Source organism: Enterobacter cloacae complex sp. P1B (assembly GCF_014982345.1).
GTDB classification, from domain to species: Bacteria; Pseudomonadota; Gammaproteobacteria; order Enterobacterales; family Enterobacteriaceae; genus Enterobacter; species Enterobacter bugandensis.
Genome location: NZ_JADCLF010000008.1, coordinates 342351 through 363009, shown reverse-complemented (window position 1 = coordinate 363009; position 20659 = coordinate 342351). Strand labels below are relative to the sequence as shown.

The following is a 20659-nucleotide window of genomic DNA, read 5'->3' as shown; positions in this document are numbered from 1 at the left end:
TACATAGTTCTATCCGCTTGAATCCAGGCTGGTTTCCTTTCACTCCCCTCAAACACAAATGATTTCAATTATCATTTGTGTTTACAATTCTTCATTCTTTTGTACAATTCCAGGCTCTTCTCCATCTTAAAGAGTTCTTAAAAGACAAAAACATACAGTTCTCAGGGTTATCCCGATGGAGTTTTATTCATTTTTATACGGAATGTACAAATGACAATACCCCGCATTAAGCTCCTGGCCGTCGCCGTTGGCGCTGCCACATTCACCCCTCTCGTTCACGCAGCCGATCAGGACACCGTTGTCGTCACCGCGACGGGTTTTGAACAAAAGATCCAGAATGCCCCCGCCTCCATCTCTGTTATTTCGAAACAGCAGATTGAAGATAAAGCCTACCGTGATGTTACCGATGCCCTGAGAGACGTCCCGGGCGTGGTCGTCACCGGCGGCGGGAGTAGCAGTGATATCAGCATTCGCGGCATGGCATCTCAGTACACCTTGTTCCTCGTGAACGGCAAACGCGTCAGTACGCGAAGCACCCGCCCAAACAGCGACAACTCGGGTATTGAACAAGGCTGGCTGCCGCCGCTGGAGTCCATTGAGCGCATTGAGGTTATACGCGGCCCGATGTCCTCACTTTACGGCTCCGATGCGATGGGTGGCGTCATCAACGTCATTACCAAAAAAGTCTCAAACACTAAAGCCTGGACCGGTTCGTTGCACGGCGATGCAACCTTCCAGGAAAACCATGATTCCGGCGATATCTTCCAGACCAACGCCTACGCTTCTGGTCCCCTGATTGACGGTCTGCTTGGCGCAAAAGTGACGGGGCTGTTGTCACGCCGCGCCGAAGATAAAATCGTGAACGGGTATAACGAGCAGAAAATGCGTAACGGTGGCATTACCCTGAACTTCACCCCGGATGAGAAGAACGATTTCGATCTTGATTTTGCTCGCGAGCTTCAGGACAGAAACAGCACGCCAGGGATGTCGAAAGCGGCTGAAACCTGCCGGGGAACGACCTGTAAGCCAAATACTAAAAGCGACTCACGCTATGAGCACACAACTTACTCCTTAACCCACAGCGGGTATTACGACGACTTCAATACCACCAGCTATATCCAGCAGGAAGAGACCAATAATCCAGGTCGCAAAATGCGCTCGTATAACACCACCTTCAACAACCAGAACCAGATTTTCCTCGGCGATCATACGTTGACCCTCGGCGGGCAGTATCGGTATGAGAAACTGCGCGACAAGGGCAATCAGCTGGAAGCTGCGGACGGCCTGAACAAACTGACGCGCTGGAGCTGGGCCCTGTTTGCCGAAGATGAATGGTCAATGACGGAAAGCTTTACATTGACCGGCGGCCTGCGTATGGACAAAGACCAAAACTACGGGACGAACTGGACGCCGCGCGGTTACGGCGTATGGCACCTGGCCGATCACTGGACGTTGAAAGGCGGGGTTTCGGCTGGCTATCGTGCGCCGGATCTGCGGCAGTCGTCTGCCAGTTGGGGCCAGGTAACGGGTGGCGGCCGTCTTGACGGTATCATCGTTGGCAACCCGGATCTGAAACCAGAGAAGAGCCTGAGCGAAGAGCTCGCCCTGCTCTGGGATAACAACGATAACCTGAATGCCGGCGTGACGCTGTTTAATACCGACTTCAAGGACAAGATTACGGAAGTTCGCCGCTGTAACAGCAGCGCCGATCCCGCCTGTACGATTGGCGATCACAGCTATGATTTCGTGAGCGACCGCGTTAACGTGGACAAAGCCAACATGCGCGGCGTGGAGTCCTCCTTCGGCTGGAAAATCTCGCGCGATGTAAACTGGACCGCAAACTATACCTATACCGAATCTGAGCAGAAGAGCGGTCAGTTCTCAGGCAAGCCGCTGAACAAGATGCCGAAGCACATGTTCAACACTACCCTGGACTGGCAGGCGACGCCCGACGTAGGTTTCTGGAGCCGTCTGAACCTTCGCGGTAAAACGTCTGAGTACCTGAGCCGCACGTCAATGTCCCAGGGCACACCGTCCTACACTCAGGTTGATGTCGGTCTGCGCTACAACGCGAACAAAAACCTGCTGGTTACGGCCGGTGTGTATAACGTGCTGGATAAGCAGATTGACTACGACACGTATGACACCGTGCTGGACGGGCGTCGCTATACGGTTGGCATGACGTACAGCTTCTGATCTGCCCATAAAAAAGCCCGCTCGGTTGAGCGGGCTGAAAGAGAGGAAGCGCGGTTATTGTTTAAATCGTTCCGGGAAATCCATTTCACTGTAGCGAACGAAGCGGGTTCCTTTCGTCACTTTGTAGCCAAACCAGATGATCAGGAACAGCGGAATACCAATGTAGGTCGCCGTGACGGCACCCCAGTCAATGGTGTCCGCAAGGAAGGCCTCATAGTTCTGACCCAGAGTAATGATCAGGCACAGAACGAAGGCGAAAATCGGCCCCAGCGGGAAGAACCCTGAACGGTACGGCAGGTTATTCAGGTCATGACCCTGCATGACGTAGCCGCGACGGAAACGGTAGTGGCTGATGGCAATGCCCAGCCAGGCGATAAAGCCCGTCATCCCGGAGGTGTTAAGCAGCCACAGGTACACCGTCTGGTTGCCGAACATGGAGGTCAGGAAGCACAGGCCGGCAATCACCGTGGTGGCATACAGCGCGTTGCGCGGTACGCCGCCGCGGGACAGTTTCGAGAAAATGCGTGGCGCTTTGCCGTCGCAGGCCAGGGTATAAAGCATACGGGTGGAGGCGTACATGCCGGAGTTACCCGCCGACAGCACCGCCGTCAGGATCACCGCATTCATTACCGCCGCCGCTGAGAGCAGGCCCGCGTGCTGGAAGACCAGGGTGAACGGGCTGACGCTGATGTCTTTCACATCGTTACGCAGCAGGCTTGGATCGGTATACGGAATGATCAGGCTGATAATCAAAATAGCGAACACGTAGAACAGCAGGATACGCCAGAACACCTGACGCACCGCGCGCGGAATGTTCTTCTCCGGGTTTTCGGATTCACCGGCCGCGATACCAATCAGCTCCGTTCCCTGGAAGGAGAAGCCGACAATCATCGCCACGCCAATCATCGCCGAGAAGCCCCCGGCAAACGGCGCGTCGCCGATGGTCCAGTTACTCCAGCCCGCAGGTTCAGCCCCTTTGAAAATACCCACGATCATCGCCACGCCGACGACGATAAAGATGATGACGGTTGCTACTTTGATCAAAGAGAACCAGTATTCCGCTTCGCCAAAGCCGCGCACGGAGATGTAGTTCAGCAGGAAGATGACGGCGAGGAACAGGGCGCTCCAGATCCAGCCCGGCGTGTCCGGGAACCACCAGGTCATCACCAGCTGCGCGGCGACGAGGTCCACGGCGATGGTGACGGCCCAGTTGTACCAGTAATTCCAGCCCAGCGCGAAGCCGAAGCCTTCCTCAACGTATTTTTGTCCGTAGGTCGAAAACGAACCTGACACCGGCATGTATGCCGCCAGTTCGCCCAGGCTGGTCATCAGGAAATAAACCATCAGACCAATCAGGATATAAGAGAATAATGCCCCACCCGGGCCGGCTGCCGAAATCGTTGCGCCAGAGGCAACGAAAAGACCTGTACCGATTGAGCCGCCAATGGCGATCATCGTCAGGTGACGCGCCTTGAGTTCACGACGTAGCGTGGGCGCTTCTGTGGTTTTAGTTTCTGAAACCATGTGAAAATGCTGTCCATTTAATAAATGAGGCGCGATTGTAGCAGACGATCTGCGTTCCTTCCGGCAGAAATACCCTGTTATAAGAGAGCTTCATGACGCGTCCAGGATTATAAGTAACGCATTATTTTTCCCTCTCCCCTTTGGGGTGAGGGGCGCTTTTACATCTCGCAGTAGCGCAGAAAACGCTGCAGCGAACTGGACAGGTGTTTCTGACGATGGTGGATGCACCACAGCGTGCGCACCAGTTTTGGCAGCGGAACGGGGATTTCCACCAGCGATCCGGTCTCCAGCTGTTCGGCAATCACCCGCCGGGAAAGACAGCTGATGCCCAGGCCATGACGCACCGCGTGCTTAATCGCCTCTGAGTTTCCCAGCTCCATTCCCAGCTGGAAATGCGGCAGATGCGACAGCAGCAGGTAGTCGACAATCTCACGCGTGCCGGAACCCTGCTCGCGGAGGATCCACTGCGCCTGCGCCAGCCGCTCCAGCGTCACCTCGCCCTGCAATAACGACGAGGCCGGAGACGCAAACACCACCAGCTCATCCTCCAGCCAGGGCTCGGCAATGATATCGACGTTGTGGCAAGGACCTTCGATAAGTCCGATATCCACGCGGAAATCAATCACCGCGTTGATCACGTCCTGGCTGTTACCCACGCTCAACTCCAGCGGCAGGGTCGGGAAATCCCGGCGGTAGCGGGCAATCACTTCCGGCAGGATGTAGTTGCCGATGGTGCTGCTGGCAAATACGCGGATCGCGCCGTTGTCCTCGCGGAACAGCTGCTCGATTTCAATAGCCTGCTCCAGCAGCGCCAGCGCGCGCGGGTAAAGCAGGCGGCCATGTTCGTTGACCACCAGTCGCTTCCCTACCCTGTCAAACAGCTGGACGCCCAGCTGGCCTTCGAGATCGGTCAACGCCGCGCTGACGGCAGACTGCGAGAGCGCCAGCATTTGTGACGCCTGGGTCGTCGAGCCGCTTTTCAGCACCTCGGCAAACACTTCCAGCTGACGCAATGTAATGTGCATGGTTGCTTACCACTTATAAAGATTGATTATAAATATATAATCAATTTTATTTTTAAGCCAGCGCGCCGTAACCTTTAGCCAGACAAAGGAGAAGGTTATGTCAGAAATCACCTTACAACATCATCGTACAGTGTGGCACTTCGTGCCCGGCCTTGCGCTCAGCGCCGTCGTCACCGTCGTGGCCTTATGGGGCGGCAGTATTCCGGCAGTGGCCGGTGCAGGGTTCAGCGCGTTAACGCTGGCCATTTTGCTCGGCATGGTAGTCGGGAACACCGTTTACCCCCACATCTGGAAATCCTGCGACGGCGGCGTGATTTTCGCCAAGCAGCATTTATTACGTCTCGGGATTATCCTTTACGGCTTCCGTCTCACCTTTTCGCAGATTGCCGACGTGGGCGTCAGCGGGATTGCCATTGACGTCCTGACGTTGACCAGCACCTTTTTACTGGCGTGCTTTATTGGTCAGAAAGTGTTTGGCCTGGATAAACAAACCAGCTGGTTAATCGGCGCAGGCAGCAGCATCTGCGGCGCGGCCGCGGTGCTTGCAACAGAACCCGTCGTTAAAGCCGAAGCCAGTAAAGTGACGGTGGCGGTCGCGACGGTGGTTATCTTCGGTACGCTGGCAATCTTCCTGTATCCGGCCATGTACCCGCTGGTGGCGCACTGGTTTAGCCCGGAAACCTACGGCATCTATATTGGCTCAACCATGCACGAAGTGGCGCAGGTGGTGGCGGCAGGTCACGCCATTAACCCGGAAGCGGAAAACGCAGCGGTCATTGCCAAAATGCTGCGCGTGATGATGCTGGCCCCGTTCCTGATTTTCCTCGCGGCCCGTGTTAAACAGCTGGCACCGGCTGGCGGCAGCGAGAAGAGCAAAATCACCATTCCGTGGTTTGCGATCCTGTTCATTGTGGTCGCTATCTTTAACTCCTTCCACCTGCTGCCAAAAGCGGTAGTGGAAATGCTGGTGACGCTGGATACGGTGCTGCTGGCGATGGCGATGGCGGCGCTGGGGGTGACCACGCACGTCAGCGCGCTGAAAAAAGCCGGTGCGAAGCCGCTGCTGATGGCGCTGGTGCTCTTCATCTGGCTGATTGTCGGCGGCGGAGCGATTAACCTCGCCGTGCACAGCCTGATGGCATAAACCATCTCGTCCTTCTCCTGTTAACCCGCTATCATAAGCGTTTCGGGTTAACAGGAGTTTTTTTATGAAATACGTTGGAGCGCACGTCAGCGCTGCAGGTGGCCTGGCGAATGCCGCCATTCGCGCCGCCGAAATCGAGGCGACCGCTTTCGCCCTGTTCACCAAAAACCAGCGCCAGTGGCGCGCCGCGCCGCTCACCGCTGAGGTCATTGACGATTTCAAAGCCGCCTGTGAAAAATACCATTACGGGCCGGGCCAGATCCTTCCCCACGACAGCTATCTGATTAACCTCGGGCATCCGGTGCAGGAAGCGCTGGATAAGTCCCGCGAGGCGTTCCTTGATGAAGTGCAGCGCTGCGAACAGCTCGGGCTGACGCTGCTGAACTTCCATCCGGGTAGTCATCTGATGCAGATTGATGAAGATGCCTGTCTGGCGCGCATTGCCGAATCCATCAACATGACGCTGGATAAGACCAAAGGCGTCACCGCAGTGATTGAAAACACGGCTGGTCAGGGCAGCAACCTCGGCTTTAGGTTTGAACATCTGGCGGCAATCATTGACGGCGTGGAAGATAAGTCTCGCGTGGGCGTATGCATTGATACCTGCCACGCGTTTGCCGCCGGGTATGACCTGCGCACCACCGAGGCCACGAAAAATACTTTCGAGGAGTTCGAGCGCGTTGTTGGCTTTAAGTATCTTCGCGGTATGCACCTGAACGATGCGAAAAGCGCGTTCGGCAGCCGCGTTGACCGCCACCACAGCCTGGGCGAAGGCAATATCGGTCACGATGCCTTCCGCTTTATTATGCAGGACGCCCGCTTCGACGGTATTCCGATGGTGCTGGAAACCATCAATCCGGATATCTGGGCGGAGGAGATTGCCTGGCTGAAGGCGCAGCAAACCGCAGAACAGGCGGCATAAAAAAAGCCGGGTTGCATTAGCACCCGGCTTTTTTATTGCTTACTGCTTACGCTGCTTTTGCCACAACTTCCGCTTCCGGACGTTTCAACACCGCGTAAGACAGGCCTGCCACCAGCGTACCGGCAACAATCGCCAGCAGATAACCCAGTACCGGGGTGATGGCGCCAGGGATCAGCAGGACGAACAGACCGCCGTGCGGCGCCATCAGCTTCGCGCCAATCGCCATGGAGATGGCGCCCGTTACCGCGCCGCCGACGATACAGCACGGCAGAACACGCATTGGGTCACGCGCCGCGAACGGAATCGCACCTTCGGTGATGAAGCACAGGCCCAGCACCAGCGCCGCTTTACCGCCTTCCTGCTGCGCTTTGTCGAACTTACGACGGGCAATAATCGTCGCCAGGCCAAGCGCCAGCGGTGGCACCATACCGGCCGCCATGATCGCCGCCATCGGCGCGTAAGTCTGGGTACTCAGGAGGCCAACGCCAAAGGCGTATGCCGCTTTGTTCACCGGGCCACCCATGTCGGTACACATCATGCCGCCGAGGATTGCGCCCAGCAGCACCGCGTTCGCCGTACCCATGGTTTGCAGCCAGTGGGTCAGGCCCGCCAGGATACCCGCAACCGGCTTACCAATCAGGTAGATCATCGCCAGACCGACCACCAGGCTGGAGATGAGCGGAATGATCAGGATTGGCTTCAGCGCCTCCATACTCTGCGGCAGCTTCAGCTTCGAGCTAATCAGCTTCGCAACGTAACCCGCGAGGAAACCGGCGATGATACCGCCAATAAAGCCGGAGCCGGTGCTCACTGCCAGCATACCGCCGATAAGACCCGGGGTCAGACCCGGACGGTCAGCGATGGAGAAGGCGATAAAGCCCGCCAGCACCGGCACCATCAGCGCGAACGCTGAACCGCCGCCGATCTGCATCAGCGCAGCCGCAAGCGTCCCTTCTTCTTTAAATGCCGTAATACCAAACGCGAACGACAGTGCGATACACAGGCCGCCCGCAACCACCATCGGCAGCATGTAGGACACGCCGGTCAGCAGGTGACGGTATGCGCCCGCAGACTCTTTTTTACCTTCGGTCGGCGTTTTTGCTGCGCCGGTGGCCTGATACGGTTTGGCTTCTGCCAGGGCCTTATCAAACTCCTGTGCGGTCTTTTTCAGCGCCAGGCCGGTAGAGGTGCGGTACATTGGTTTGCCGGCAAATTTCGCCAGATCCACTTCGATATCTGCCGCCACAATCACCAGATCGGCCTCAGCGACCTCTTCCGGCGTAATGGCATTGCCCGCACCCACGGAGCCACGGGTTTCAACCTTCACCCACCAGCCGCGTTTTTTCGCTTCGGTTTCAATGGCTTCAGCCGCCATAAAGGTGTGCGCCACGCCCGTCGGGCAGGCCGTGACCGCGACAACGCGTTTCGGACCCGAGGCCGCAGCCGGAGCCGCTGCGACAGGCGCGCTGTAGACGGTCGCGTGACCTTTCGCTTCGCTCAGGAACAGTTCCGGGTGTGCCACCGCGCGATTAATATCGCCCAGCCACACTTTTTTGCCGTTCAGCGCGCTGTCAGCGGGAATTTTATCGCCCAGGACAATCGCCAGTTCGGCATCGCCTGGGTTATCAATGATGTCCAGGTGTGCTTTTTGTGCCGCCGCGCCCAGCAGGGTCTTCGCCATGTAGGCGCGAGCCTGTCCGAGACCGGAGTCAATGATCAGCAGCGTTTTCATTATTCCTCTCCTGCTGTTAGTTAAAAGGTTTTAAGTCAACGCGCGCCATCATCGCGGCTAACTGGGTACGATCGGTAATACCGACATTGCTCTGGCTCACGGCCAGGGCTGCAACGGCGGTGGCAAGACGTAACGTATGTTCACTGGATTCACGCATCAGCAGGCCGTAAATCAGGCCGCCAACCATAGAATCCCCTGCGCCAACGGTGCTCACCACTTCCATTGACGGCGGTTTGGCAATCCATTCACCTGAAGCGTTAACCCACAGCGCCCCTTCTGCACCCAGCGAGATCACCACGTGAGCAATACCCTGCTCGCGCAGCGCATGGGCGGCCTCAATCACATCTTTTAATTCCGGCAGCTTGCGTCCTGCCCAGATCTCCAGCTCGCGGCGGTTTGGCTTCACCAGCCACGGAGAGGCTTTCAGACCCGCCACCAGCGCATCGCGGCTGCTGTCGAAGATAATGCACGGGCACTGGCTGCGCAGGCGCGTCATCCAGTCGGTAAACGCTTCCGGGCTGACGCCGGACGGCAGGCTGCCGCTGACGCACACCATGTCGAACTGGCCCAGCCAGGTCAGGGAGTCGGTCACAAAGCGCTCCCAGTCAGCTGGCGTCACTTCGAAACCGGAGAAGTTAAGATCGGTCACTTCGCCGTCTTTTTCCGTCAGCTTAACGTTGATGCGGGTACGGCCCTGCACAACCTGGAAACGGTTGGCAATGCCCAGCTCGCTGAACAGCTGCTGGAAGCCATCCTGGTTATCTTTACCGAGGAATCCGCCCACGGTGACGTCGATACCGAGATCCTTGAGCACCTTCGCGACGTTAATCCCTTTGCCCGCAGCATGCAGGCCAGTGGTACGCACGAGGTTAACTTCGCCGCGCTCAATTTCCGGGCAAAACCCCACCAGGTCATAAGCCGGGTTCAGCGTAATAGTCGCAACACGTCTGCTCATTATGCGCCCTCCCCCAGACCTGCCGCGATGGCGTCGCCAATTGCTTTCAGCGCCTGTTCAGCATCTGCGCCCTGCGCGGTGAAGCGCAGGCGATGGCCTTTCTTCACGCCCAGCGCGACGACTTTCATCAGGCTACGGCCGTTGGCCGGTTTGCCCGAACCATCCAGGTTGGTCACGGTAATCTCGCTTTCAAATTGTTTAATGGTATTGACCAGCATGGTGCCCGGACGGGCATGCAGGCCGTGTTCGTTACGCACCACGAACTCGGCGTTCAGCACGTCGTCCGTTAGCGCGTCGTCGCTGGTCAGCAGCGCCAGCACGGTTGCCGCATCGGCGTTCAGCAGTTTTTCAGCTTTATTGTTCAGCAGCAGATCGCCCAGACGCTTCAGCACCGAAACCGGCTGCTCATCGTTCATCGCCACGGTCACCAGCATGGCTGCTGTCTCGCCCTCAACGTCGAACGCGGTGGCGGCGCGGCTCACTGCAATTGCGCTGCGCAGGTTGCCTTCAGCGCTGTCGTTCAGCCAGATACCCTGGCCGAGATTCAGCGGTTTATCGTTAATCACGCGCGTCACAAAGGTGGCATCAGCGGCACCCGCTTCTTTCAGGCGACCCGCGTTCAACGCCTGCAGCGTGACCAGGTCGGAGGCCACAACATCCAGCGTCAGCGTGTCGTTATCCAGCTTCAGCGCTTCACTCTGTTTTTCGCCCATCAGCAACGCCCGCAGCTCTTCAGCGGTTGTTGCAGACTTCAGCTGTTCCGCCACGGAGTCATCGCTCAGGACATGCGTCAACTGACGCAGCAGGCCTAAGTGTTCGTCGCTGCTCGCCGCGATACCGATAGCAACATAAGCCACCTGGCCGTCGCCCCAGAGCACGCCCTGCGGGAACTGATAGACCTTAACGCCGGTTTTCAGCACCTGGTCGCGGGTGTCGGTTGTGCCGTGCGGAATAGCAATGCCATTGCCGAGGAAGGTGGAGGTCTGCTGCTCGCGCGCCAGCATACCGTTTACGTAGCCGTCCGCGACGTTACCCGCCTGCACAAGGGCAGCGGCAACCTGACGAATAGCCTCTTCTTTATCCCCGGCCTGAGCGCCCGGGTGAATATCCTGAACAGATAACTGGAACATGGTTCTCCTCTCCTGCTGAAAGTGAATCGTTTCAGCTTACATGAGAAAAAATGCGCTAGCCTGCTCCGTTTGTTAAAACAAGATAGCGCTGAAACGTTTCAAAAAGTCTTGCGCTTTCTGCAATGGCTTGCAAGAAATGTCGTATTTCCGATATCAGAATTTAGAGATACTGCACATTTCTTCTGCGTTCAGCTAAATTTTGCTGAACTTCAGCAAACCAGTTTCAGCTAAGTTCAGCCAGGTGGGGAGTAAATTGAAATGCCATTTTGATTTTTCGTGGGGTAATTGACTTCACCCACTGTTTATTTTTTAACTGACGGCGTAAACTCCGCCCCTCTCTGTTACTCGCTAATTATAAAACATGCATAACACCCCTGCGGCCACCGCGCCGAAGCCCTTTGATTTGACGTCAACGGCGTTCTTGATTGTTGCCTTCTTTACGGGCATCGCCGGTGCGTTGCAAACCCCGACGCTGAGCCTGTTCCTGACCAACGAAGTTCACGCCCGTCCGGCGATGGTTGGCTTCTTTTTTACCGGAAGCGCCATCATCGGCATTCTCGTCAGCCAGTTTCTCGCCGGTCGTTCCGACCGCAAAGGCGATCGTAAAAGCCTGATCGTTTTCTGCTGTCTGCTGGGGGTGCTGGCCTGCATCCTGTTTGCCTGGAACCGTAACTATTTCATTCTGCTGTTCATCGGCGTTTTTCTGAGCAGCTTTGGCTCAACCGCCAACCCGCAGCTGTTTGCCCTTGCCCGCGAACATGCCGACCATACCGGGCGGGAAGCGGTGATGTTCAGCTCGATATTGCGCGCTCAGGTGTCGCTGGCATGGGTAATTGGCCCGCCGCTGGCCTACGCGCTGGCAATGGGGTTTGGCTTTACGGTGATGTACCTGAGCGCGGCGGTCGCGTTTGTGGCGTGCGGCGCAATGGTATGGTTTTTTCTGCCGTCAATGCGCAAAGAGCCCAAAGTGGCAACGGGCGTACTGGAAGCGCCGCGTCGTAACCGCCGCGATGCCCTGCTCCTGTTTGTTATCTGCACGCTGATGTGGGGCACCAACAGCCTGTATATCATTAACATGCCGCTGTTTATTATTGATGAGCTACACCTGCCGGAGAAGCTGGCCGGCATTATGATGGGCACCGCCGCGGGTCTTGAGATCCCGACCATGCTGATTGCAGGCTATTATGCGAAGCGTTTTGGAAAGCGTTTTTTAATGCGCATCGCGGCCGTCGCCGGGCTGCTATTCTACGTTGGCATGCTGACGGTCCATACGCCAGCCCTGCTTCTTGCTTTACAGCTGCTGAACGCCGTGTATATCGGCATCCTGGCGGGGATTGGCATGCTCTACTTCCAGGATTTGATGCCGGGGCAGGCAGGTGCCGCCACCACCCTTTATACTAATACCACCCGCGTGGGCTGGATTATCGCGGGCTCGATGGCCGGTATCGTTGCCGAGATCTGGAACTACCACACGGTGTTCTGGATTGCGCTGGTGATGTGTACGCTGACGATTGGCTGTCTGGCGAGGATCAAAGACGTTTAAGGCGCAGTGAGCGCTTCCAGCTCCAGCAGCCATGTCATTGCCTGCGCGCGCGTGCTGCCGCACATTTCAGCTGATGGCTGAAGCCCGGAACACACCTTCGGGCGCAGGGGAGACTCAAAGATCATACACAGGTTGGATTCAGAGAGCTGAACGCAGCGGGTATTGGCGGGCTTGCCTTCAGGCATGCCTGGAATGGGGCTTGAAATGGACGGAGCGGTACAGCACGCGCCGCAATCTGGACGACAATCCATACATGCTCTCTCGGTGGCGAACACCCGTACAGTCGGGCATCGGGCGCACAGTAACACCTTTTGCGTATTGATAGCAAAAGCCACGAATTCCACTTGCCTGAAAGGCCGCGCGCGAGTAATTTGGCGCGATATTTTTTACCTCCCGTAGACAGGATTACTGCAATGCCAAGAGCGAACGAAATTAAGAAAGGTATGGTACTGAATTACAACGGCAAATTGCTGATTGTGAAAGACATCGACATTCAGGCACCAAGCGCCCGTGGTGCAGCGACGCTGTACAAAATGCGTTTCGCCGATGTGCGTACCGGCCTGAAGGTGGAAGAACGTTTTAAAGGTGACGATATCGTTGATACCGTGACCCTGACCCGCCGCTACGTTGATTTCTCCTACATCGACGGCAACGAATACGTGTTCATGGATAAAGAAGATTACACCCCGTACATCTTCACCAAAGATCAGATCGAAGAAGAGCTGCTGTTCATTCCTGAAGGCGGTATGCCAGACATGCAGGTGCTGACCTGGGACGGCGTGCTGCTGGCGCTTGAACTGCCGCAGACCGTGGATCTGGAAATCGTTGAAACCGCGCCGGGCATCAAAGGCGCGTCAGCAAGTGCGCGCAACAAACCAGCGACCCTGACCACCGGGCTGGTTGTGCAGGTGCCGGAATATCTCTCCGCTGGCGAGAAGATCCGCATCCATATTGAAGAAAAACGCTATATGGGTCGTGCTGACTGATTATGGCATTTGTCGGGTGGCGGCTTCGCCACCCGACAATTCCGGTTACAGAAGCTCCGGATACTTCGTCATCTTCAGCGCCAGCTCGACCCCTCGCACTTCCGCCATCCCCTTCAGGCGGCCAATCGCCGAATAGCCCGGGTTGGTTTTCTTACGCAGATCGTCCAGCATCTGGTGTCCGTGATCCGGACGGAACGGAATAGGACGCACATCGCCCGCCTGCTTGCGACGCGCCTCTTCAGCCAGAATAGCGTCGACCACCGCCACCATGTTTACGTCGCCACCCAGATGCGCCGCCTCGTGGAAGGTTTTTGGGTTCTCTTCACGGCAGGTCGCACGCAGATGCGTAAAGTGAATGCGATCGCCAAAGGTTTCTATCATCCGCACGAGGTCATTATCAGCGCGCACGCCGTAGGAGCCGGTACACATGGTAAAGCCGTTGTGGATGCTGTCGACCGTCTCTTTCAGCCATTGCATATCTTCAATCGTGGAAACGATACGCGGCAGGCCAAGGATAGGACGCGGCGGATCGTCCGGGTGTACCGCCAGACGCACGCCGGCTTCTTCCGCAACCGGAACGATAGCGCGCAGGAAATACGCCATGTTTTCACGCAGCTGCTGCTTATCAATATTGCCGTATTCCGCCAGACGCGCGCGGAACTGATCCAGCGTGTACCCCTCTTCCGCACCCGGCAGGCCAGCAATGATATTGCGGGTCAGCTTCTCAACGTCCGCTTCACTGGCGGCATTGAACCATTCAAGGGCCTGCTGCTGCTCTTCAGCGGTGTAATCCGCTTCGGCGCCCGGGCGTTTCAGAATGTGCAGCTCAAACGCCGCAAAGGCAATCTGGTCAAAACGCAGCGCTTTCGAGCCGTCCGGCATCTGATATTCCAGGTCGGTACGCGTCCAGTCCAGAATCGGCATGAAGTTATAGCAGACCGTATCAATGCCGCAGGCCGCCAGGTTGCGAATGCTCTGCTGATAGTTTGCAATCCAGGTCCGGTATTCCCCGGAATGGGTTTTGATATCTTCGTGAACCGGAATGCTTTCTACCACAGACCAGGTTAACCCCTTCTCCGCCAGCAGCGCCTGACGCTGTTGAATCTCCTCAACCGGCCATACCTGGCCGTTAGGAATGTGATGCAGCGCCGTGACGACACCCGTTGCGCCAGCCTGACGCACATCATCAAGAGAAACCGGATCGTTCGGCCCGTACCAACGCCAGGTTTGTTCCATTGCCTCATCCTCTCAAGTTGTTATACCAATATGGGTTACTGCAATGACGACTACCATACATGTTTGCCGTGAAGGGTCAACACGCCGCCACACATTGATTGATCAAACTCACAGAACGGGGATATTTACGGCTTACCAATTTTATTTGCTGTCATATAACTTTAGACTGGCATTGTTAATTAATGGTTAATCAGGTGTGTATTTCATGAAGACAATTGCCTCAACCGCCCTTCCAGCCCAGGTTCAACAACCGCGCTACGATCGTCATCAACTGCGCTCCCGCATCGTCCATTTCGGCTTCGGTGCGTTTCACCGCGCGCATCAGGCATTGTTAACAAACCGGGTGCTGAATGAAAAAGGCGGCGACTGGGGAATTTGTGAGATTAGCCTGTTCAGCGGCGACGTGCTGATGAGCCAGCTGCGCGCGCAGGATCACCTGTTTACCGTGCTGGAGAAAGGAGCTGAAGGAAATCAGCCGATTATTGTCGGGGCCGTACATGAATGCCTGAATGCAAAGCTGGACTCTCTGCCCGCGATAATAGAGAAGTTTTGCGAGCCGCAGGTGGCGATTGTGTCGCTCACCATTACGGAGAAAGGCTACTGCATCGATCCCGCGACCGGTAAGCTGGATTTACAAAACGCCCGGATCGTCCACGATCTGGAAAATCCCGCTGAGCCGCATTCCGCGCCGGGGATCCTGGTCGAAGCCCTTAATCGCCGCCGCGAGCGCGGCTTGCCTGCGTTTACCGTGCTTTCCTGCGACAACATTCCGGACAACGGCCACGTGGTGAAAAATGCGGTGCTTGGCATGGCGCATAAGCGCTCCCCGGCATTGGCGGAGTGGATCGAGGGCCACGTGAGTTTTCCGGGAACGATGGTCGACAGAATTGTTCCCGCCGCGACGGAGGCCTCGCTTGCAGAAATCGCCGACGCGCTCGGCGTTGACGATCCGTGCGCCATAAGCTGCGAGCCGTTTATTCAGTGGGTAGTGGAAGATAATTTTGTCGCCGGGCGTCCGGAGTGGGAAGTGGCGGGCGTTCAGATGGTGCAGGACGTTCTGCCGTGGGAGCAGATGAAATTACGCATGCTTAACGGCAGCCACTCTTTCCTGGCGTATCTGGGGTATCTCGCTGGGTACGCGCATATTAATGAATGCATGGAGGACGCCACCTTCCGCGAAGCTGCCCGGCGGCTAATGCTGGATGAACAGGCGCCTACGCTGCGTATAAAGGATGTCGACCTGACTGCCTATGCCGACAGGCTGATTGATCGCTTTGCTAACCCGGCGCTGCAGCACCGTACCTGGCAAATCGCGATGGACGGTAGCCAGAAGCTGCCGCAGCGAATGCTGGATGGCATCCGCGTCCACCTTGAGCGTAAAACAGAATGGCCGCTGCTGGCGCTGGGCGTCGCTGGCTGGATACGCTACGTCAGCGGGTTCGACGAACGCGGCAACGCGATTGACGTTCGCGATCCCCTCAGCGATAAAATCCGCACGATTGTCGAGGCCAGCAGCGACGCCGACCGCGTCAATGCGCTGCTGGGGCTGAGCGAGGTCTTCGGTCACGATCTCGCGCAAAATAGCGTTTTCGCTGAGGCTGTTAGCCAGGCCTACCAGCGCATCACCCGCCGTGGCGCACGCCAGGCTGTTATTGAAACGTTAAATCTTTAGCGATTATTGCGCTTAATGCGAACGGACATTGCCTCCGTTCGCCCTCCCCCTTCTCATTGCGCCCGTTTTTCGCCAGGATAAGAGCATAGTGTTATAGCATCACAATTCTCTTGCGGAGCGCACGTGACCAAAACCAACCTCATCACCGGTTTTCTCGGCAGCGGTAAAACCACCTCTATTCTTCATCAGCTGGCGAATAAAGATCCCGCCGAGAAATGGGCCGTGCTGGTCAATGAATTCGGCGAAGTGGGCATTGATGGCGCGTTGCTATCATCCAGCGGCGCAATGATTAAAGAGATCCCCGGCGGATGCATGTGCTGCGTAAACGGCTTACCGATGCAGGTAGGCCTCAATACGCTGCTGCGTCAGGGCAAACCGGACCGCCTGCTGATTGAACCTACCGGTCTGGGCCACCCGAAGCAGATCCTCGATTTACTGACCGCCCCGGTTTACGAGCCGTGGATCGATCTTCGCGCCACGCTGTGCCTGCTCGATCCGCGTCAGCTTCTGGATGAAAAAGCGGTGGCCAATGAGAACTTTCGCGATCAGCTCGCCGCAGCAGACGTTATTGTCGCCAATAAAGAAGATCGCGCCACGGCGGAAAGCCGGGCCGCGCTGGACGCGTGGTGGCAGCATTTCGGCGGCAATCGGACGCGGGTGCAGGCCACGCAGGGGAATATTGATAGCGCCCTGCTGGATCTTCCCCGCCTGAACCTGGCGCAACTCCCGGCCAGTGCAGAGCATGCGCATCACCATTCTGCAAAGCAGGGTCTGGCCGCGCTTAGCCTGCCGGAACACCAGCGCTGGCGTCGTAACCTTAACAGCGGTCAGGGGTATCAGGCCTGCGGATGGATTTTCGATGCCGATACCGTTTTCGATACCATTGGCATCCTTGAGTGGGCCAGGCTTGCGCCAGTCGACCGCGTGAAAGGGATCATGCGCACGCCAGACGGACTGGTGCGGATCAACCGCCAGGGCGACGATTTCTTTATCGAAACGCAAAACGTCGCGCCACCTGACAGCCGAATAGAGTTAATTAGTGCGGTTAATGCCGACTGGAATGCCCTGCAGTCCAGCCTGTTGAAGCTTCGTTTAAGTTCGGGCGGCTAACGTTGCCCCAGTTTTCACTCAATGCAGAACGTTATGACGACTCGAATTCCCCAGATACTACTGCTTAATGTCGCCGGTCTGGCGCTCTTTTTCTCCTGGTATATCCCGGTGAATCACGGTTTCTGGTTCCCGCTGGATTCATCCCTGTTTCATTTCTTCAACCAGGGGCTGGTGAAGAGTGACGCCTTTCTGTGGCTGGTGGCAATTACCAATAACCGCGCCTTTGACGGCTTTTCCCTGCTGGCCATGGGCTGCCTGATGCTCTCTTTCTGGCTCAAAGAGGATGACACGGGGCGTCGCCGCATCCTGATTATCGGACTGGTGATGCTTCTGGCTGCGGTGATCATTAATCAGCTGGCGCAACATCTGATGCCGGTAAAACGTGCAAGTCCTTCGCTCTCTTTCCCGAATATTTATCGCGTGAGTGAACTGCTGCATATTCCAACAAAAGATGCCTCGAAGGACAGTTTCCCGGGCGATCACGGCATGATGCTGCTTATTTTTTCTGGGTTTATGCTGCGCTATTTCGGTAAGAAGGCGTTCGCAATCGCCCTGCTTATTGTGGTGATATTTGCCTTCCCACGCGTGATGATTGGCGCGCACTGGCTGACGGATATTGTCGTGGGTTCCCTTTCCGCGGTGCTGATTGGTCTGCCGTGGGTTCTGATGACGCCTTTGAGCGATCGCCTAATTACCCTTTTCGATCGCTATCTTCCGCGTAGAAAGCAACAAAAATTGAACAAATAATTACCGTTTTTTAACGTAAACTATCGGGGATCATCACGATCCCTGATAATGCCCTTCCCGCGATCTTTCTGCGCTGTCATATTCTTGTCATCACATTCGTGATAAAAATGAAGCAATTGCACGATTACGCGGCGGATCTGCCGCTATTTTGTGCAATGACAAATTTTTACTTTCTGTATCACAATTTCTTATAAAAAAAAGGCTCTTTTTACTCGCATTAGCCCTGGCAATCGGTTAATCTCGAACTCGTTTTGCCCCATGGAGATAATTATTTCGATGGTGAATAATTTTGTGCGCTGCACCACAAATGTCACCAGAAACAATTGTCTCAATGTGAACAGATAATTAGTCTTGTCACGTTTGGCATTTTTATAACGATATTTGTCGTTAAGGACTTCAAGGGAAAATAAACAAAATGGTCAAATCTCAACCGTTTCTGAGATATATCTTACGGGGGATCCCGGCGATAGCAGTCGCGGTACTGTTATCTGCATGTAGTACATCGAACACCGCAAAGAATATGCATCCTGAGACGCGTGTTGTGGGAATGGAAGATTCCTCTTCACTGCAAGCCTCTCAGGATGAATTTGAAAATATGGTACGTAATCTGGACGTGAAGTCCCGCATTATGGACCAGTATGCTGACTGGAAAGGCGTGCGTTACCGTCTTGGCGGCAGCACTAAAAAAGGCATTGATTGTTCCGGCTTTGTACAGCGTACCTTCCGCGAGCAATTTGGGTTAGATCTTCCGCGTTCGACCTACGAACAGCAGGAGATGGGCAAGTCGATTTCACGTACCAAACTGCGCACCGGCGATTTAGTGCTGTTCCGTGCAGGTTCTACCGGTCGACATGTGGGCATCTACATTGGTAATGACCAGTTTGTACATGCCTCCACCAGCAGCGGTGTGACCATTTCCAGCATGAATGAACCGTACTGGAAGAAGCGCTACAACGAAGCGCGCCGCGTACTGACCCGCAGTTAATACGATAATTGTATCGTTGGTTATCCCTTGGCTGGCGATACAATAAAAAAAAGCACTGCTTCGGCGGTGTTTTTTTTTGCCCGTTACAATGAATACAATCAGCGGCAATTCAGGAACCACGACGTTTATGCTCACCCGCTACTTCTCCAGTCATCGAAAGATACTGTTCCTCAGTATCATTACCGGCCTGATCGCCGCCCTGCTCCTGGGTTCATTGCAATTTTTCTGGAGCTACCACAAGCGGGAAATCCGATTCGATACGTTGATCATGGATGTGCGCATCTACATGGAGAGCTATTTTGACGAGCTGAAAGCCTCCATCGACGTGCTCCAGCCGCTGACGCTCAATAATTGCCAGGACGTTAACGCGGAGCTGACCTCGCGCGCGGCCTTCAGCCTCAACGTACGCGCCTTCCTGCTGGTCAGAGACAAAATGGCGTTCTGCTCGTCAGCCACAGGCCCAATGAATGCCACGATGGAGGAGCTGATACCCGAGCTGCACATCAACAAGCAGGTTGATATCGCACTGCTCCCCGGCACGCCCATGCTGCCCAATAAGCCCGCGATTGCCATCTGGTATCGTAATCCGCTTGTGAAGGACGGCGGCGTATTCACCTCGGTGAATCTCAACCTGACGCCTTACCTGCTTTACACCGCGCGCCAGGACGAGTTTGCAGGCATCGCGATCGTCATCGGCGACAATGCGTTATCCACTGCCTCAAGCGCCCTCGTCAAAGCGAAGGATTTACATGAAACGCCGGCGCGCACCGCGACGCTCAAAGACGTTCCTCTGACCATCAACCTGTACGCCGAGGAGTGGACGACCGATGAGATACTTTACGCTCTGTTCTTCGGGCTGGTGTGCGGGATTGCGGCAGGGTCGCTTAACTTCTACATCCTCACGACGCGTCTCAATCCGGGCAAAGAGATTCTGAGCGCCATCAAGCGCGGCCAGTTTTATGTGGTTTATCAGCCCGTTGTCGACGCCAAATCGCTCAGGATGACCGGGCTTGAAGTGCTGATGCGCTGGAAGCACCCGACCATGGGTGAGATCCCGCCGGACGCCTTTATCAATTTTGCCGAAGCGCAGAAGCTGATTGTTCCGCTCACGCTGCATCTTTTTGACCTGATTATTCACGATGCGCCAGTGCTACAGACCGTGCTGCCGCCGGGTGCCAAAGTGGGCATTAATATCGCGCCGGGGCATCTGCATGCGGAAAGTTTCAAAGACGATATGCGCACCTTCAAAGCCCTGCTGCCGCCTGATTACTTCCAGATCGTACTGGAAATTACCGAGCGCGACATGCTGAACCATCGGGAAGCTAACAGCCTCTTCGAATGGCTGCATAACGAAGGGTTTGAAATTGCCATCGACGATTTCGGCACCGGCCACAGCGCGCTGATTTATCTTGAACATTTCACCATGGACTACCTGAAAATCGACCGTGGCTTTGTCAACGCCATTGGCACAGAAACCGTGACCTCCCCGGTGCTGGATGCCGTACTGACGCTGGCAAGACGACTGAATATGTCGACCGTTGCGGAAGGGGTGGAAACACCGGAACAGGCGGCCTGGCTGCGCGAGCATGGGGTTAATTATCTGCAGGGTTACTGGATTAGCCGCCCGATGCCGCTGGAGCAGTTCCGCACGTGGCAAAATACAGTGTCGCCTGACGGGGAATAATTTCACATTGCCCGTGGCGTCACTTATTATTCAGCTTAACTGAGCCGGTCTGTAAAAGAGGGAGCCGC

At 55.9% G+C, this 20659-nt stretch carries 17 protein-coding genes; 10 read left to right on the top strand and 7 right to left on the bottom strand.

Going from position 1 to position 20659, the window contains the following annotated elements:
* The first annotated feature begins 210 nt into the window (after window positions 1-210).
* Window positions 211-2196 (top strand): ligand-gated channel protein, encoded by a 1986-nt coding sequence (locus tag INF77_RS10140; protein ID WP_047367964.1) that lies wholly within the window; start codon window positions 211-213, stop codon window positions 2194-2196.
* 54 nt (window positions 2197-2250) lie between these two features.
* On the opposite strand, the gene INF77_RS10135 is transcribed toward INF77_RS10140, so the two are convergent.
* A complete protein-coding gene (locus INF77_RS10135) occupies window positions 2251-3720 on the bottom strand; it encodes an amino acid permease (RefSeq protein ID WP_193532346.1) in 1470 nt (489 codons plus the stop codon).
* A gap of 158 nt (window positions 3721-3878) precedes the next feature.
* Window positions 3879-4745 carry a DNA-binding transcriptional regulator YeiE gene (gene yieE, locus INF77_RS10130; protein ID WP_028013866.1) on the bottom strand — a complete coding sequence of 289 codons (867 nt, stop codon included), beginning with the start codon at window positions 4743-4745 and terminating at the stop codon, window positions 3879-3881.
* Between the two features lie 97 nt (window positions 4746-4842).
* On the opposite strand from yieE, the gene INF77_RS10125 reads away from it, so the two are divergent.
* Window positions 4843-5889: a YeiH family protein gene (locus tag INF77_RS10125; protein ID WP_193532345.1), complete on the top strand. Its 1047-nt coding sequence runs from the start codon at window positions 4843-4845 to the stop codon at window positions 5887-5889.
* A gap of 64 nt (window positions 5890-5953) precedes the next feature.
* Window positions 5954-6811 (top strand): deoxyribonuclease IV, encoded by an 858-nt coding sequence (gene nfo, locus INF77_RS10120; RefSeq protein ID WP_041909003.1) that lies wholly within the window; start codon window positions 5954-5956, stop codon window positions 6809-6811.
* 46 nt (window positions 6812-6857) lie between these two features.
* On the opposite strand, the gene fruA is transcribed toward nfo, so the two are convergent.
* From fruA to fruB, 3 genes are read right to left on the bottom strand one after another with little or no spacing between them, the layout of a single operon-like run.
* Complete coding sequence (fruA, locus tag INF77_RS10115; protein ID WP_028013869.1) at window positions 6858-8543, bottom strand: PTS fructose transporter subunit IIBC; 1686 nt, start codon at window positions 8541-8543, stop codon at window positions 6858-6860.
* Between the two features lie 16 nt (window positions 8544-8559).
* Entirely contained in the window at window positions 8560-9498 is a 939-nt protein-coding gene (fruK, locus tag INF77_RS10110; protein WP_010433510.1) for a 1-phosphofructokinase, read from the bottom strand.
* Window positions 9498-10628: a fused PTS fructose transporter subunit IIA/HPr protein gene (fruB, locus tag INF77_RS10105; RefSeq protein WP_028013870.1), complete on the bottom strand. Its 1131-nt coding sequence runs from the start codon at window positions 10626-10628 to the stop codon at window positions 9498-9500. Before fruB ends, fruK begins: the two co-directional genes overlap by 1 nt.
* A gap of 361 nt (window positions 10629-10989) precedes the next feature.
* Between fruB and setB the strand changes: the two genes are divergently transcribed.
* A complete protein-coding gene (gene setB, locus INF77_RS10100) occupies window positions 10990-12171 on the top strand; it encodes a sugar efflux transporter SetB (protein WP_193030466.1) in 1182 nt (393 codons plus the stop codon).
* Here the strand turns inward: setB and INF77_RS10095 are convergent.
* On the bottom strand, window positions 12168-12422 hold the full coding sequence (locus tag INF77_RS10095) for a YkgJ family cysteine cluster protein (RefSeq protein WP_028013872.1): 255 nt from the start codon (window positions 12420-12422) through the stop codon (window positions 12168-12170). The genes setB and INF77_RS10095 overlap by 4 nt on opposite strands.
* A gap of 162 nt (window positions 12423-12584) precedes the next feature.
* On the opposite strand from INF77_RS10095, the gene yeiP reads away from it, so the two are divergent.
* The gene (gene yeiP / locus INF77_RS10090) at window positions 12585-13157 is read left to right on the top strand and encodes an elongation factor P-like protein YeiP (protein WP_008500940.1); all 573 of its coding nucleotides are present in this window, start codon (window positions 12585-12587) and stop codon (window positions 13155-13157) included.
* Between the two features lie 45 nt (window positions 13158-13202).
* On the opposite strand, the gene uxuA is transcribed toward yeiP, so the two are convergent.
* Window positions 13203-14393, bottom strand: coding sequence for a mannonate dehydratase (uxuA, locus tag INF77_RS10085; protein WP_049000377.1), 1191 nt, complete (start codon window positions 14391-14393; stop codon window positions 13203-13205).
* A 205-nt stretch (window positions 14394-14598) separates the two neighbouring features.
* Here uxuA and INF77_RS10080 point away from each other — a divergent pair, with 205 nt between their 5' ends.
* From INF77_RS10080 to INF77_RS10060, 5 genes are all read left to right on the top strand, one after another.
* On the top strand, window positions 14599-16065 hold the full coding sequence (locus INF77_RS10080) for a mannitol dehydrogenase family protein (RefSeq protein WP_193532344.1): 1467 nt from the start codon (window positions 14599-14601) through the stop codon (window positions 16063-16065).
* A 123-nt stretch (window positions 16066-16188) separates the two neighbouring features.
* Complete coding sequence (locus INF77_RS10075) at window positions 16189-17175, top strand: GTP-binding protein (RefSeq protein WP_193532343.1); 987 nt, start codon at window positions 16189-16191, stop codon at window positions 17173-17175.
* 33 nt (window positions 17176-17208) lie between these two features.
* Window positions 17209-17922 (top strand): phosphatase PAP2 family protein, encoded by a 714-nt coding sequence (locus INF77_RS10070; RefSeq protein WP_028013876.1) that lies wholly within the window; start codon window positions 17209-17211, stop codon window positions 17920-17922.
* 415 nt (window positions 17923-18337) lie between these two features.
* Window positions 18338-18907: a bifunctional murein DD-endopeptidase/murein LD-carboxypeptidase gene (gene mepS / locus INF77_RS10065; protein ID WP_028013877.1), complete on the top strand. Its 570-nt coding sequence runs from the start codon at window positions 18338-18340 to the stop codon at window positions 18905-18907.
* A 127-nt stretch (window positions 18908-19034) separates the two neighbouring features.
* Window positions 19035-20591 carry a cyclic di-GMP phosphodiesterase gene (locus tag INF77_RS10060; protein ID WP_193532342.1) on the top strand — a complete coding sequence of 519 codons (1557 nt, stop codon included), beginning with the start codon at window positions 19035-19037 and terminating at the stop codon, window positions 20589-20591.
* Window positions 20592-20659 lie beyond the last annotated feature (68 nt).